Here is a 14,997-nt window from a genome sequence, read left to right as displayed (position 1 = left end):
AGTTTTCCCGACATTCCTGAATATTGTTGCCCATTGCCTGCAATTGCACTGGCGTTTGTTTTCGGCTTTGCTGTCTTCAAAGCTCTCCAGTTCATTCGAGAGAGAGCAAGTATTCAGGAAATGGAGAGGACTTAATGAACACTTCACTCACCCGCATTGCTGCGGTGCTCGCTGCATCCACTATGCTCGTTAGTGTGGCCAGCGCGGAAACTATTCGCTGGGCGCGTTCCTCGGACTCGCTGACTATGGATCCGCACTCGCAGAACCAAGGCAATACCCACACTCTTTCCCACCACATCTATGAAACGCTGCTCGGCCGCGCCAATGACGGCGCTTTGACGCCACGTTTGGCGACAGAGTGGGCCCTCAAGGAAGGCGACCCAACAGTTTGGGTGTTCAAGCTGCGTGAAGGCGTAAAATTCCACAACGGCAACGACTTCACGGCTGAAGACGTGATCTACTCGATTGAACGCGCCAAGAGCGAGTTCTCGAACATGAAGCAGCTGCATGCCGAAGTGGTTTCGGTTGCTGCGGTCGACGATTACACCGTCGAATTCCAGATGAAGGGCCCAGCCCTGATCTACCCAAACAACCTCACCAACACCTTCATCATGGACAAGACCTGGTCCGATGAACATGATCTGGCTGTGGTGCAGGACTTTGCCTCGGGCGCATCCAACTATTCGGTGCTCAACACCAATGGCACCGGTCCTTATACGCTGACCTCGCGCGAAGTCGATGTGAAGACCGTGCTTGATTACAACGCCGGCTGGTGGGGCGAAAAGCCTGCGGTCGACAAGATCGAATATCTGGTGATCGCTGATGCGCAGACCCGCGTTTCGGCTCTGCTCTCGGGTGAAGTCGATATCGTCCAGGACGTTCCGCCACAGGACATCGATCGTCTGAGCAATACCGAAGGCTTTAAGGTCGAAATCGGCCCAGAAAACCGCTTCATCTATTTCGGCTATCGCTTTGGTGAAGAGCCACTGGCTTCGTCCGACATCAAGGACAGCAACCCCTTCAACAATCCAAAGGTTCGCGAAGCGATGGAGCTGGCGCTCGATCGTGATGCGATCAAGCAGGTTGTGATGCGCGGCCAGTCGATCCCGACCGGTATCCCGAACCCTCCGTTCGTAAACGGTTGGACGCCAGAACTCGACGCTTATCCGAAGCCAGACGTGGAAAAGGCGAAGGCCCTTATGGCTGAAGCTGGCTACCCGAACGGTTTTACGGTGACACTCGATACGCCAAACAACCGTTACGTGAACGACGAAGCGATCTCGACCGCTTATGTCGGCATGCTCGGCCAGATCGGCATCAAGGTGACGCTGGCATCGCGTCCAGTGGCTGAACACAGCCCGATCATCTTGGCGAATAAGTCGGACTTCTACCTGCTCGGTTGGGGCGTTCCGACATTTGACTCGGCCTATGTCTTCAACGACCTCGTCCACTCCAAGACTGATCTGCACGGCACCTATAACGTCGGCCTCTACACCAACCCAGAACTCGATGAGAAGATCATCGCGCTCGGCACCATGGACAACATCGAACAGCGCGATGCGACCATTGCCGAAATCTGGAAGGTCGTGAAGGAAGATCGCGTGCTCATGCCGATCCACAACCAGGTGCTCGCATACGCAATGCGTGATGGCGTTACCCTGGCTGTTCAGCCGGAAAACCAGCCGAACATGACTACGGTCACCTTCGACTAACTTCCTGCAATCCAAGGCCGCCGCGTGAAGAGAGTTCTTCCGCGGCGGTTCGTATTTTGAGGGAGCCACATGCTCGCCTTTATTGCCCGACGACTTCTGCAATCCGTCCTCGTCATGCTCGTCGTGGCGTTTATTGCCTTCCTCGTCTTCCGTTACGTCGGCGACCCGCTCGCAGCTTTGCTGAGCCAGGACGCAAAACAAGCGGATTATGACGCGGCTCGTGAACGGCTTGGTCTAAACGAGCCCTTCTATGTCCAATTCTTCCATTTCGTGGTGAACGCACTTCAGGGGCAGTTTGGCATTTCCTATCGGCTGCAACAGCCGGTCAGCCAACTCATCCTCGATCGCTTGCCCGCAACCATCGAATTGGCTTTCGCCTCATCCATCATCGCTCTGGTGGGTGGTGTTGTGCTCGGCATCTATACCGCTCTGCGCCAAAAGGCGTTTTCGACCGGCGTGATCATGACGCTGTCGCTGGTGGGCGTGTCCTTGCCGACCTTCCTTATCGGTATTGGCCTGATCTATGTGTTCGCGGTCGAGCTCAAATGGCTGCCTTCGTTCGGTCGTGGCGAAGTTGTCGAGCTCGGTTGGTGGAAAACGGGGCTGCTGACCCAATCGGGACTGCGCTCGATCATTCTGCCGGCGATTACGCTGTCGCTGTTCCAGTTGACGCTGATCATGCGCCTTGTGCGCGCAGAAATGCTCGAAGTGATGCGCACGGACTACATCCGGTTTGCGCGCGCTCGGGGCCTTTCCAAGCGTGCCATCAACTTTGGCCATGCGCTCAAGAACACCATGGTGCCGGTGATCACCATCACGGGGCTACAGCTGGGTTCGGTGATCGCTTTCGCGATTATCACCGAGACGGTGTTCCAGTGGCCGGGCGTGGGTTCGCTCTTCGTCAATTCGGTCGCCGCCGTCGACGTTCCGGTCATGGCTGCATACCTCGTCTTCGTGGCGTTGGTGTTCGTTATTATTAACCTCATCGTTGATATTCTTTACTTTATCGTCGATCCGCGCCTGCGCGACGGCGCAAGAACGGGGAAGTAACTCGTGACAGACCTCCCTCAAACTCCGGAAGCTCCAGCGGCCGCGCCGTCGCGTTGGCAGAGCTTTATCAAGTCAGACGTTGTTTGGTCCTATCGCCATTCACCCGTGGCGATCGTTGCCTCGATTATCGCGCTGGCGCTCATTCTCATGGCAGTTTTTGCGCCATTGCTGGCGCCCTATAATCCGTTCAATCCAGCGACGCTGAATTTGATGGACGGGTTTACGCCGCCCAATTCGACTTCGATGTCCGGCAAGTATTTCTCGCTCGGCACGGATAGTCAGGGGCGCGATGTGCTCTCGACCATTATGTACGGATCGCGCGTGTCGCTGTTCGTAGGCATTATGGCGACGCTGTTCGCTATGGTGATGGGTGTCGGCCTCGGCCTCGTGTCAGGCTATGTCGGCGGCGTCGTGGATGCGATCATCATGCGTGTCTGCGACGTGCAGCTCAGCTTCCCGGCCATTCTCATTGCGCTGCTGATCTTCGGCATTGCGCGCGGCGTTATTCCGCCCAATCAGCAGGAAGGCGCAGCGGTCTGGGTTCTGATCATTGCCATTGGCCTGGCCAACTGGGCGCAGTTCGCGCGCACGGTGCGTGGCGCAACCTTGGTTGAGCGGCAGAAGGATTATGTGTCGGCGGCGCGCATCCTTGGTGTGCATCCGATTTTCATCATCTTCCGCCATGTGCTGCCCAATGTGGTTGGTCCGGTTCTGGTGATCGGGACGATCGGGCTGGCACTCGCCATCATCGAAGAGGCGACATTGTCCTATCTTGGTGTGGGCGTGCCTCCGACCCAGCCTTCGCTTGGGACGCTGATCCGTATCGGCCAGCAGTTCCTGTTCTCCGGCGAATGGTGGATCCTCGCGTTCCCCGCACTGACGCTCATCCTTCTCGCTCTGTCGGTCAACCTCCTTGGTGACTGGCTGCGTGATGCTCTCAATCCGAAGTTGCGCTAATGCCTGAACCCGTTCTTTCTATTCGCGACCTCGTTGTTGAGTTTCCATTCCGCGACGACGTGTTCCGTGCCGTAAACGGCGTGTCGTTTGACATCATGCCGGGCGAAATTGTCGGCGTCGTCGGGGAGTCTGGTGCGGGCAAGTCGATGACCGGCTCCGCCGTTATTGGGCTCATCGATCGTCCTGGGCATATTGCGGGAGGCCAAATCCTCCTCAATGGTCAGCGCATCGACAATCTGCCGACCGAACAGCGTGATGCGCTGCGCGGCAAGCGTATCGGCATGGTCTTCCAAGACCCGCTGACGAGCCTCAACCCGCTCTACACGGTGGGTCAGCAGCTGATCGAAACCATCCGCACGCACTTGCCGCTTTCCGAAGCGGAAGCGCGGCAGAAGGCAATTGATCTGCTGACGGAAGCGGGCATTCCGCGCGCTGCGGAACGCATCGACTCCTATCCGCATCAGTTTTCGGGCGGGATGCGCCAGCGTGTGGTTATCGCGCTGGCTATCGCGGCTGAGCCGGAGCTGATCATTGCGGACGAGCCGACTTCGGCGCTTGACGTGTCCGTGCAGGCCCAGATCATCAAGGTGCTGAAAAAGCTCTGTTCGAGCCGTGGTGCTGCGGTGATGCTGATCACCCACGACATGGGCGTGATTGCGCAAACCGCTGACCGCATGGTGGTGATGCATCAGGGTACGGTGGTGGAGACTGGGACGGTCGGGGACATTATTCGTCGTCCGCGCGAGCCCTATACGATCAAGCTGATCAACTCGATCCCGACGATTGAACGCAAGGACGGGGCAGCGGCGATTGCGCCCACTGTCGCTGACGACAAAGCCTATGTGCAGGTGAAAAACCTTCACCGTGACTTTGAAATTGGCGGTGGCGGGTTCTTCAAGCTGTTGCCGGGCAAAGTGGAAAAATTCCGCGCGGTCAACGATGTCAGCTTCTCGATCGAGAAGGGCACGACCTTTGGCCTTGTGGGGGAATCCGGTTCGGGTAAATCCACGTGCGCCAAGATGATTGTCGGGTTGCTGCGCCCAACTTCGGGCCACATCACTGTGGCCGGTCACGACATTTGGGCTGGTGGCGCGGGGCATCAAGAGCGGCGCAAGCGCGTTCAGATGATTTTCCAGGACCCCTATGCGAGCCTTAATCCGCGCTGGCGGGTGAAGGACATTATCGCTGAACCCATGCGGACGCTGGGCATTGCGCGCAATGGCAGCGAAGTGGAGCAACGCGTTGCTGATCTTCTCACCAAGGTGCGCCTAGACCCGTCCGTTATGCGGAAATTCCCGCATGAGTTTTCGGGTGGTCAGCGGCAGCGTATCGCCATTGCGCGTGCGCTTTCCAGCCAGCCGGAATTTATCGTCTGTGATGAGCCGACTTCGGCGCTGGACGTTTCCGTTCAAGCGCAAGTCTTGGATTTGATGAGCGAATTGCAGGCCGAATTTGGGCTGACCTATCTGCTCATCAGCCACAACCTTGCTGTTGTGCGGCAGATGTCGACCGCCGTTGGCGTATTGCACAATGGCGTGTTGGTGGAGAAAGGGCCGACCGACGCGATCTTTGATAGCCCGCAGGCGGACTATACCAAGATGCTGCTCGATGCGGTGCCGGACATCTCCAAAGTTGTCTAAGCCCTAGACCCATATAGAAAAAGCGCGGCGACAGAAGATCCTGGATTTTATGTTGCCGCGCCAAGAACTTGTCCAAGAATTTCTCTGCAATGCGCGGCTACGTCTGAAATCGCTGTAGGTCTAGCGGAGGCGAGCGCCGCAAAAAGACGTTTGCCTAGTTGTTCGTGGTCAGCTTAGACTATGCGCTTGGATAAGCTGGGGGGCTGATGGGGCGGTTAGACACAAGCGATTTTGAGATATTAAGTGCTGTGCCGGTTTTGAGGCGCTATGCGCTGAGGCTCACGCGACATCCGATTGATGCTGACGATCTGGTGCATGATACTTTGCTCCGTGCCATCGAGCGCCGCGCCACCTACGACCCTTCGCGCAATCTAAAACAGTGGCTGCTCGCCATCCTCCATAATCTACACATCGACCAGCTGCGTTCGGGCCATAGTGGCAGAGCGCGCGAGCGGGATTTTGTTGAGCAGAACAGCCATATGCTGGCGCCCAATCAATTAGACAGCGTTCGGCTGAGCCAGCTGCGGCGGGCGTTTGACCTTTTGCCGCGTGAGCAGCAGGACGCTGTGCGCCTGGTGGCGATGGAAGGGCTGAGCTACGACGAGGCGGGCAGGGTGCTCGGTGTTCGCCCGGGGACGGTGATGTCCCGCTTGTCGCGCGGTCGCGATGCGCTGCGGCGCTGGGAAGCCGGGTCCGACGAAGGCCCACACAGCATTAGCTAAAAAGAAGGGTGGCATCCGCATGCCACCCTTCCTCCGGGAGGGAGACCCGTTAGGGACGCTAGAGCTGTAGCGGGTTAAGCTTGCGCCAAGCTTCGTATTCTTCACGCGCATCATTGTGCAGCGGATAATAGCGCTGGAGCGGTTCGCCGCGCTTGAGCATCATGCGGGAATAGTCCTCCCACTCGTGATGATTGTTGGCGAATTCAACCACTTGCGCAGCCAATGCGACAGGAACACAAACCGCGCCGTCGTCATCGGCAACGATAATGTCGCCCGGCATGACGGTGACGCCGCCGCAGGCGATGGGAACGTTGACGGCAAAAGGCATGAGGTCGGTCTGGGTGTGGAAGTTCGGCGTCCAGCCTTTGATCCACAGCGGGATGTCGAGTTTTGACAGATTGGGACGGTCGCGCAGCACGCCGTCAATGACCATGCCCGCGCCTCCACGGCCCTTGAAATAGGTCGACATCATATCCCCGAACACGCCGGAACTCATGTCGCCCCGCGCATCCACCACGACAATGTCGCCCGCTTGCACGTGGTAGAGCACGTGGCGATGGAGCTGCTTTTCTGGGTCGGAATATTCGTCCTCGCCGTAAATGTCTTCGCGCTTGGGCATGAATTGGAGCGTCAAAGCAGGACCCGCAATGGCCTTGCCCGACTGCTGCGCGACCGGGCCGCGAATATGGCAATTGCGGACGCCGAGTTTGGCCAAGGTTGACGAGGCAGCGGCGGCACCAATGTGCAGGACAGCGTCAACGAGGGTCTGGGAAGGGCGGGTAATATCAGGCGTATGGGTCATCGTTGCAAAAATCCAAAATTACCAATTGGTGACAGAGCCATCGCTGCGGATGAGATGAGGCGCTTCCCAGAATTTGAAGCTTTGGGCTTTGAGGCGCTCTTCATCCACCTCGACGCCAAGGCCGGGTGTATCGGGCACGTCATAGACCGTGCCGTTGAGGGTTATCTGGCTTGGGAACAACTCAGGGTTGTCGAAGCCGTGGTAGAGCTCGCCCGGCGAGGCGCGGGTTTCGAGCCACGAGAAATTGGGTACAGCCGCGCCGAAATGGACGGTGGCGGCGGTGCAGATGGGCCCCAGGGGATTGTGGGGCATGACATCGACGTAGTGAGCCTCGCTCCATCCGGCCACTTTCATAGCCTCAGTCAGCCCGCCGACATTGCAGACGTCGATGCGATTGAACTGATGAATGTCCCGTTCGATGTAGGGCAGGAATTGCCATTTGCTGGCGAACTCCTCGCCAATGGCAAAGGGAATGTCAGTGAGACGGCGCAGGGCCTCATAGGCCTCGGGCGTTTCATCGCGGATGGGTTCTTCGAGGAAGTCGAGAGTGCCAGAGGGCATTTTCTGGCAAAAGCTCGCCGCTTCGGCGACCGAGAGGCGATGGTGGTAATCAATGCCGAGAACGATCTCATGGCCCACAGCATCCCGCGTTTTTGTGCACCAGTTTGCCGTCTCGGCGAGGCTTTCGCGGGGCTCGAAAATCCGGGGGTTTTCATGGCCGTGCGGAAAGAGGCGAATAGCGCGCCAGCCCAGCTCAACCAGTTCTTCGGCTTGCCGCACCATGATCTCGCCACAGGGGCCCCGAACGGTGGCGAAGGTGGGGATGAAGTCGCGCTGCTTGCCGCCGAGCAATTCATAGACCGGCACGCCGAGGGCCTTGCCTTTTAGATCATGCAGGGCGATGTCGATGGCCGACATGGCGGCGGTGAGCACGCGCCCACCCTCGAAATATTGCGAGCGATAGATTTCCTGCCAGATCGCCCCAATAGCCATTGGGTTTTTGCCCAGCAGGAACTCCCGAAAATGCTCGATGGCCCCGATGACGGCCTTCTCGCGGCCGGAGAGACCTGACTCTCCCCAGCCGTAGATGCCTTCATCGGTTTCCACTTTGACGATGAGTTGGTTTCTGATCCCAACCCAGGCGGGGTAGGGAATGATTGCTGTGATTTTCATCGGTACAGTCCCCCTGTGGCCGCCTTAGCTCCAAGTGCGATCCCAGCTGTATTCATCGTCCCACTGATCGGTCGGCTGCCAAATGCCTGTGACGCCGGGGCCCATGTGTTGGCTGATGACTTCGTCGTTGATGTCATCAATGCCGAGACCAGGTTTGTCGGAGACGGTGATGAAGCCATCTTTGACAATGGGGCCATCAATGCCGACGGCGATGTCGTCCCACCAGTCGACGTCGACCGAGTGGTATTCGAGGGCCATGAAGTTCTCGGTCGCGATGGCCATGTGGGCGGCGGCCATGCAGGCGACCGGACTTTCGGCCATATGAATGGCCATAGCGATGCCCTTTTCCTGCGCTGCATCGCCGATTTTCTTGGTTTCGAGAATGCCGCCCGAGGTCAGAAGATCGGGGTGGATGATGGCGATGCCGGAATTGAGGAGCGGCTCAAAGCCTTCCCTGAGGTAGATGTCCTCGCCCGTGCAGATTGGCACCGTGGTCGCTTGTTGCAGCGTGCGATATTGCTCGGCGTATTGCCAAGGGATGACGTCTTCGAGCCAAGCGGGGGCGTATTTTTCAATGCGCTTGGCAAGGCGAATGCCCGACTGCAGCGAGATATGACCTACATGGTCGATGGCGAGCGGGATCTCGTAGCCGATGACCTCGCGCACCTCGTAGATGTATTGCTCGAGCAGCTCGAGCCCCAGTTCGGTGAAGTTGAGGCCGGTGAAGGGGTGGCGGACGTTGTGGACGTCATAGACGGCGTTGCGGGCGCGGCGATCTTCCATCGAGCGAACAGCACCGCGTGACGGGTGGGTTTTAAATCCTTCCAGCGAGCCGGCGGGCGAGACGACCGCTCCGGGCGTGTCGACGATCTGCATGAGTCCCAAGTCCATCTTGAGAAAGGTAAAACCCATATCCATGCGTTCTTTGAGGCGCTTGCCGGTTTCGGTGCCGCTTGGGACGGTGGCGTCGGTATCGCAATACATGCGGACCTTGTCGCGGAATTTGCCGCCGAGCATCTGATAGATCGGCACGCCATAGGCTTTGCCGGCAATGTCCCAAAGGGCGATTTCAATGGCAGAGACGCCACCGCCCTGACGGCCATGACCGCCAAATTGTTTGATGCGGCGGAAGAGGCGATCCACATCGCAGGGGTTTTCGCCCAAGAGACGGCTTTTGAGCATGAGCGCGAAAGTGGCGCTGGCGCCGTCGCGGACCTCGCCAAGGCCGACAATGCCTTGGTTGGTGTAGATCTTGAGAATGGCCGAATAGAAGGGGGCACCCTGGATTTCGGCGACCCGCATGTCGGTGATGCGCAGTTCCGATGGACGGGAGTTTGTATTGACGTGATTGAGTGCAGCGTCGTGCAGGTTCATGGCAAAACTCGGTTCAATCGGCCTTGAGGGCCATAGTGGTGTTTTCGTCGAAGAGATGGATGCGGGATTGGTCGAACTCGATGTGGACCAGATCGTCGGGCCGGATGTGGACCGATGGATCGAGGCTGATGTTGACCACTGCGCCGGAGATGAAGACCTGGGCGAAGGTGATGTCGCCTGTAGGTTCAACGGTATAGACTTTGCCGGGGACGGTGCCCGGTTGGGCGCTGTGGTGCAGTTTCAGGGTTGAGTGGCGCGCGCCGAGGACGACTTTGACGGTTGTCGAGCGTTGCGCTTTACGGGCGTTCTCTGGAGACAGGGTAAAGTCCCAGCCTTCGGGAGAGCGCAGAACAGTATCGGCGCCTTTGGTGACGGCTTCGAGCGGAATAAGGCTCATGGCCGGAGAGCCGACGAAGCTGGCGACAAACATGTTCACCGGATCGGCGAAGACTTTCTCTGGAGCGTCGTATTGCTGGAGCAGGCCGCCGTTCATAACCGCCATTTTGTCGGACATGGTGACAGCTTCGAGCTGGTCATGGGTGACGTAGACAATGGTGGCGTTGAGGTTGTGGTGGAAGCGCTTGATCTCAGAGCGCATCTGCACGCGCAGCTTGGCGTCCAGATTGGAGAGCGGCTCGTCCATGAGAAAGACCAGCGGATCGCGCACCAGGGCGCGGCCCAAGGCGACGCGCTGTTGCTGACCGCCTGAGAGTTCGCGGGGGCGACGCTCCAACAGGTGCGTGATGTCGAGGACGCGGGCGGCCTCTTTCACCTTGGTCTCAATCTGGTCTTTGGGCAGTTTTCGCATCTGCAAAGGAAAGGCCAGATTTTGAAAGACCGTCTTTTGCGGATAGAGCGCATAGTTTTGAAAAACCATGGCAATGTCGCGGTCTTTGGGATCAAGACGGGTAACGTTACGATCACCGATGGAGATGTTCCCTGACGTGATCGGGAGGAGCCCGGCGATGAGGTTTAGGGTCGTGGTTTTGCCGCAACCCGAGGGGCCAACGAGGGCGACGAACTCGCCGTCGTTGACGGTGAAGGACACATCATTGACGGCATAGAGATCGCCGTAGAGCTTCATGATGTTTTGGAGGACGACTTCAGCCATGGGAGTGCTCCCTAGTGCTTGACGGCGCCCTCAGCGAGGGCCCGCACGAAATAGCGTTGAAGGACAAGGAACAGCACCACGACGGGCACGCTCATGAGGAAGGTCGCGGCCATGAGGCCGGGCCAATCGGTGGCGTTTTCAGAGAAGAAGCGCTGAATGCCGACCGGAAGCGTCATCTGATCGTGACGGGTCAGGAAGGTGTAGGCGTAGATGTATTCGTTCCATGCTCCGATGAAGGAATAGATCGAGGTGGCAATGATCCCTGGCGTTGAGAGGGGCATGACAATGTAGAAGAAGGCCTGGAAGCGAGTGGCGCCATCGATACGGGCGGCTTGCTCCAGCTGGATCGGGATATTGTCGTAAAAGCCTTTGAGCAGCCAAATGGCGAGCGGGAGGCCAAAGGTGAGATAGGTGAGGATCAGCGATCCGTGGGTGTTCACCAGCCCCAACCAGCGCATCAGGATGAAGAGCGGGACGAGGAAGATGACGGCCGGGAACATGTTGCGCAGCAGCACCGCGAAGAAGAGGAATGTCCGGCCCGGAAAGCGGAAGCGGGAGAAGGCATAAGCCGCGGGGACGGCGACGACCACGGCGAGAACTGTGGTGGCGACGGAAACCCAGACGCTATTGCCGAAGTAGCGCAGGAAATCCTGCCCCACTTGCCCACGTGGATCGAGAAGCCGCCAGTAATTGTCGAGCGTTGGCTCGGTCGGCCACCATTGCGGTGGATATTGCATGGCGGCAAAGCCGGTCTTGAGCGAGGTGATCAGCATCCACGCCATAGGCATGACGGTGAAGCCGACGAGAAAGACCAAAAACAAGCGGCCACCCCAGCGCCAGCCGTCAAAGCTGGTTCTGGCAACGGCGCGGTCTTGCGATGCGGTGAGAGTGCTCATGCGACTTCCCTCTTGTCATCGCCGCGAGAGAGCGCGCGGACATAGAAATAGCCCAGTGTCATCATGATGAGGAACAGCAGGACCGAGTAGGCCGCTGCCACGCCCCAGCGTTGGCGGCCAAAGGCGAGCTGATAAATCTGGGTGATCCAGATGTCGGTCGCGCCAGCGGGTCCGCCGCCGGTGGTGAGCCAAGGGATGATGAAGGAATTGAAGTTTGTCACCAGCAGCAAAAGCACGGTGACGGTGGAGACGCCCGCCAAATGCGGGAAGGTCACATGCCAGAAGCGCTGCCAGGCATTGGCGCCATCGACCTTGGCAGCGCGCAGCAATTGCTCGGGCACGGTCTGCAGGCCCGCCATGAGCATGATCATGGCGAAGGAAAATTCCTTCCAGACGTTGATGACAATAAGCGAGGGCAGCGCAGTGGTGGTGTTGTCGATGAAGTTGATCGGCTGATCGGTGACGCCCAGTTGCACCATGAGCGCGCCGATGGCGCCAAAGTCGGAGTGGTACATCCACTTCCAGACGTAAGAGGCAGCAACGGCGCTGACGACCCACGGAATAAGGAGGATGGCGCGCAAGAATGCCCGGCCGACGAATTCGCGGTGGAGGGCGAGGGCTGCGCCTAAGCCGAGCACAAAGGCAAAGAGCGTGGAGAAGAAGGTCCAGATCAGCGTATTGACGGTGACCTTCCAAAACGAGGCCTGGCCCAGAATGGTGGTGTAGTTTTCAAAGCCGATGAAAATCTTGTCTTTGAGCTGGAGGCTCGGCGGCGTTTTGAAAAAGCTCAATTCAATGGTGTAGTAGACCGGGTAAGCGATCACCACCAACATCACCACAATGGCTGGCATGACGTAGAGATAGTCTGCACGGCTCTGCCAGGCCCGTTCGGCGACATTGGGTTTACGATAAACCTCGTCTAACCGCCGCCCACGCATAGCGGGCTGCCCTGAAATATTGGTCATTAGAGACGTCCCTATAGGCTTGAGAGTGACCGGCGGTGGCGGGTGGCCAGCGACCGCCGATCAGCGTTTCGGGAGCGAAAACCGCGTTAGAAGCCGCCGATGATCTCTTCGATCTTGGCCGCGGCGTCGTTGACCGCCTCATCAACCGTCATGGCTCCGGTCAGCGCGTTCTGCATCATGTCCGGAATGACGATGTTCATGATTTCCGGGCTTTCGGGCAGAACCGGGAAGGGAATGCCGTTGGGCAGCATGGAGGTGGTGACGTCGAGGAATTTGATGGTGTCGAGACGCTCTTTCATCCATTCGGTGGTGAAGCCACCAAGGTGACCCGGGTTGGAGCCTGTCCAAGCGAGCTTGGTTGACCATTCCGGGCTGGTCCACATGCAGACGAGCGCCTTTACAGCCTGTTCGTCATAGGCGCCGCCGTTGACATATTCGGGTTTGACCACGTGGATGTTGGAGCCTCCGAACACCACAGCGCGACGGGCTGGGCCTTCTGGAATGAGGCCATAACGCATGTTCTCAATCACTTCGTCGGCTACGGCTTTATCAGCGCCGGTGGCTTTGCTCGAAAGATCGACCATGCGGGCGTATTCAGACGGGTGGGCGATCATCATGGCCAGTTGGCCAGCAATGAACGGCGCCTGATTTTCGGCCTGAGTATTGGTCAGGGCAGATGTCGGAGCCGACTTATCGGTCACATACATCTGCACGGCGGCTTGCAGCGCCGCCTTGGAGCCATCGTTGTTCACCCAGACATCGGTATAGGACGGGCTGTCAGCGGCTTCGTCGAGCGCGCCACCACCATAGGCCCAGAGCTGAGGCATGAAGCGGAACGGGGTGTTGCCCGCGTTTTGCTTGGCCACGAGGCCATAGCCAGAGATGCCGAGCTTGTCTTTGATGGTTTTCGAATAGGTGACGAGATCGTCCCAGGTGGCGGGTGGGTTTTCAGGATCGAGACCGGCGTCTTTGAAGATCTTGGCGTTCCAGATCAGCGCCATGGTCTCGTTATTGGTGGGAATGCCGTAGGGGACGCCGTCATAGGTGACGGATTTCATCGCGCCCGGCCAGAAGTCGGAGCTGGAATAGCCGACATCTTCGGGCTTGAGTGGGTTCAAATAGCCCTTGGCGGAGAACTCGACGCCACCGAGAATTTGCAAGCGCACGACCATTGGCGCGGCATTGCCGAGCAGGGAGGTACGGAACTTGTCGAGGAGCTCATTATAGGTGATCGACTGAACGTCGGTTTCGATATTGGGGTAGGCGGCTTTGAAGGCTTCCCAGAAGTCTTTGTCGACCTTGTGGGCGATTTCGGGATCGGCTTCAAAGGGGCCAGTGTACCAATAGCTGACCTTGCCCTTGTAGTCGGCGGGGACGACAGCGGCGCAATCGCCATTGGTGTCAAATGTGTGGGTGCCCGCAATGGATTTGACGTATTCGGGCGACCATTTGCTGAGGTCGACCGTCTGCGCCATGGCAGGAAGTGAAAGCATGGATGCGGTGGTGGCTGCGGCTAGGGCGTAAGCAGAAACACGCCGTGCACAAGCCCAGCCCGACCGCGTGAAGCGGCCTTGCGAATGTGTCATTGGTAGTCCTCCTCATCATGGGAGAAGCTCTCAGCCCCCTCGGCCGAGGTTTGTCCTCCCCGCAGCGAGTAATCTCAGCTGCGCCTCCTTAGGTGGCAGTCCAGACCATGCGGGGCCTGACGGGACGTACTGCCTGCTTGCTGGCAATCGTTCTTTCGATGAACGTTTTGTTGCTGTCGAAAACGTTACAGACGTTAACCTGTCTGTCAATGGCAATTAGATCGTACATTATCTGAATCTGATTATGTGATGATCGCTCTTGGCTTGTCGATGTTCTGGCGCTACAGATGGGGCATGTTGGTTGCGCAAAAAGCATCATGACCGCGCCTGATTTCGACGTTTCACACAGCACGATTTACCAGAGGATCCGCGACGATATTGTCTCGGGCCGACTGGCTCCATTGGCGCGATTGAAGATCGGCGAACTGGCCGCGACCTATGGCACATCGACCAATCCGGTGCGCGAGGCGTTACAGGTTTTGCGTGGCGAAGGGCTGGTGACGATCGAGCCCAATCGTGGGGCGCGGGTGGTGCGCATTGACGAGGATTTCGTGCGCGATATTTGCGAAATCGAAATGCTCATTGAGCCCTCGCTGACGCGGTGGTTTTGCACGATTGCCAGTGATCCGGATATCGCCGAACTGGAACGCATTCAGGATCAGATCGAGGGTTTGAACTTCGGTGATCCGGAAAAGCACGGCCAGCTCGATACGCAATTTCACATGGTCATTTATGGTCGGCACTATAATCGCCACGCGGCGGACCTTTGGTGGCGGCACAGAGAGATTTTGCGCTCTATCGCGCGAAAATTCCCGACATCCTTGAGCCGTCGCCAGACGGTGGTGCGGGAACATAGAGAGCTGATTGAGGCGATCCGCAAGCAAGACGCGGAGAAGGCCGCAGCTATTGTTGCCCAGCACGTGGAGGGTTCTGGGCGCCATATTATCGAGCAAATGCGCCTAGCGCGTCTCAAAGCACCAGGGAGTGCAAGCGCCTAGGTCTTATCTTT

Annotated in this window: 13 protein-coding genes; 6 read left to right on the top strand and 7 right to left on the bottom strand. The window is 58.1% G+C overall.

Translation table 11 applies throughout. The annotated features are described in order from the left end of the window. Positions 1–134 precede the first annotated feature (134 nt). The 5 genes from JHC09_RS08700 to JHC09_RS08680 all read left to right on the top strand — a co-directional run bounded on the left by JHC09_RS08700 (position 135) and on the right by JHC09_RS08680 (position 6,081). Positions 135–1,712 (top strand): ABC transporter substrate-binding protein, encoded by a 1,578-nt coding sequence (locus JHC09_RS08700; RefSeq protein WP_199531620.1) that lies wholly within the window; start codon positions 135–137, stop codon positions 1,710–1,712. A 69-nt stretch (positions 1,713–1,781) separates the two neighbouring features. Continuing rightward, positions 1,782–2,762, top strand: coding sequence for an ABC transporter permease (locus JHC09_RS08695; protein WP_169196374.1), 981 nt, complete (start codon positions 1,782–1,784; stop codon positions 2,760–2,762). 66 nt (positions 2,763–2,828) lie between these two features. Then, the gene (locus JHC09_RS08690; RefSeq protein WP_349236481.1) at positions 2,829–3,719 is read left to right on the top strand and encodes an ABC transporter permease; all 891 of its coding nucleotides are present in this window, start codon (positions 2,829–2,831) and stop codon (positions 3,717–3,719) included. Beyond that, positions 3,719–5,359 carry an ABC transporter ATP-binding protein gene (locus JHC09_RS08685; protein ID WP_199531618.1) on the top strand — a complete coding sequence of 547 codons (1,641 nt, stop codon included), beginning with the start codon at positions 3,719–3,721 and terminating at the stop codon, positions 5,357–5,359. Before JHC09_RS08690 ends, JHC09_RS08685 begins: the two co-directional genes overlap by 1 nt. 206 nt (positions 5,360–5,565) lie before the next feature. Beyond that, positions 5,566–6,081: a sigma-70 family RNA polymerase sigma factor gene (locus JHC09_RS08680; RefSeq protein WP_199531617.1), complete on the top strand. Its 516-nt coding sequence runs from the start codon at positions 5,566–5,568 to the stop codon at positions 6,079–6,081. 58 nt (positions 6,082–6,139) lie between these two features. Here JHC09_RS08680 and JHC09_RS08675 read toward each other — a convergent pair whose 3' ends face one another. The 7 genes from JHC09_RS08675 to JHC09_RS08645 all read right to left on the bottom strand — a co-directional run bounded on the left by JHC09_RS08675 (position 6,140) and on the right by JHC09_RS08645 (position 13,988). Continuing rightward, complete coding sequence (locus tag JHC09_RS08675; protein WP_169196378.1) at positions 6,140–6,883, bottom strand: ribonuclease activity regulator RraA; 744 nt, start codon at positions 6,881–6,883, stop codon at positions 6,140–6,142. An 18-nt stretch (positions 6,884–6,901) separates the two neighbouring features. Then, the gene (locus JHC09_RS08670) at positions 6,902–8,056 is read right to left on the bottom strand and encodes a mandelate racemase/muconate lactonizing enzyme family protein (RefSeq protein ID WP_199531616.1); all 1,155 of its coding nucleotides are present in this window, start codon (positions 8,054–8,056) and stop codon (positions 6,902–6,904) included. 24 nt (positions 8,057–8,080) lie between these two features. After that, on the bottom strand, positions 8,081–9,430 hold the full coding sequence (locus tag JHC09_RS08665; RefSeq protein ID WP_199531615.1) for a mandelate racemase/muconate lactonizing enzyme family protein: 1,350 nt from the start codon (positions 9,428–9,430) through the stop codon (positions 8,081–8,083). A gap of 13 nt (positions 9,431–9,443) precedes the next feature. Then, positions 9,444–10,541 carry an ABC transporter ATP-binding protein gene (locus tag JHC09_RS08660; RefSeq protein WP_199531614.1) on the bottom strand — a complete coding sequence of 366 codons (1,098 nt, stop codon included), beginning with the start codon at positions 10,539–10,541 and terminating at the stop codon, positions 9,444–9,446. Between the two features lie 11 nt (positions 10,542–10,552). Further along, a complete protein-coding gene (locus JHC09_RS08655; protein WP_169196382.1) occupies positions 10,553–11,437 on the bottom strand; it encodes a carbohydrate ABC transporter permease in 885 nt (294 codons plus the stop codon). Further along, positions 11,434–12,402: a sugar ABC transporter permease gene (locus JHC09_RS08650; protein WP_199531613.1), complete on the bottom strand. Its 969-nt coding sequence runs from the start codon at positions 12,400–12,402 to the stop codon at positions 11,434–11,436. The genes JHC09_RS08655 and JHC09_RS08650 overlap by 4 nt, the downstream gene beginning before the upstream one ends. A gap of 86 nt (positions 12,403–12,488) precedes the next feature. Further along, positions 12,489–13,988, bottom strand: coding sequence for an extracellular solute-binding protein (locus tag JHC09_RS08645; RefSeq protein WP_199531612.1), 1,500 nt, complete (start codon positions 13,986–13,988; stop codon positions 12,489–12,491). Between the two features lie 317 nt (positions 13,989–14,305). Here JHC09_RS08645 and JHC09_RS08640 point away from each other — a divergent pair, with 317 nt between their 5' ends. Then, positions 14,306–14,986 (top strand): GntR family transcriptional regulator, encoded by a 681-nt coding sequence (locus tag JHC09_RS08640; RefSeq protein WP_248308938.1) that lies wholly within the window; start codon positions 14,306–14,308, stop codon positions 14,984–14,986. The last annotated feature ends 11 nt before the right edge of the window (positions 14,987–14,997 follow it).

Source organism: Devosia sp. MC532, from assembly GCF_016461625.1.
Lineage (GTDB): Bacteria > Pseudomonadota > Alphaproteobacteria > Rhizobiales > Devosiaceae > Devosia.
The sequence above is the reverse complement of the archived record's forward strand: the minus strand, read 5'-3'. Positions and strand labels throughout refer to the sequence as shown.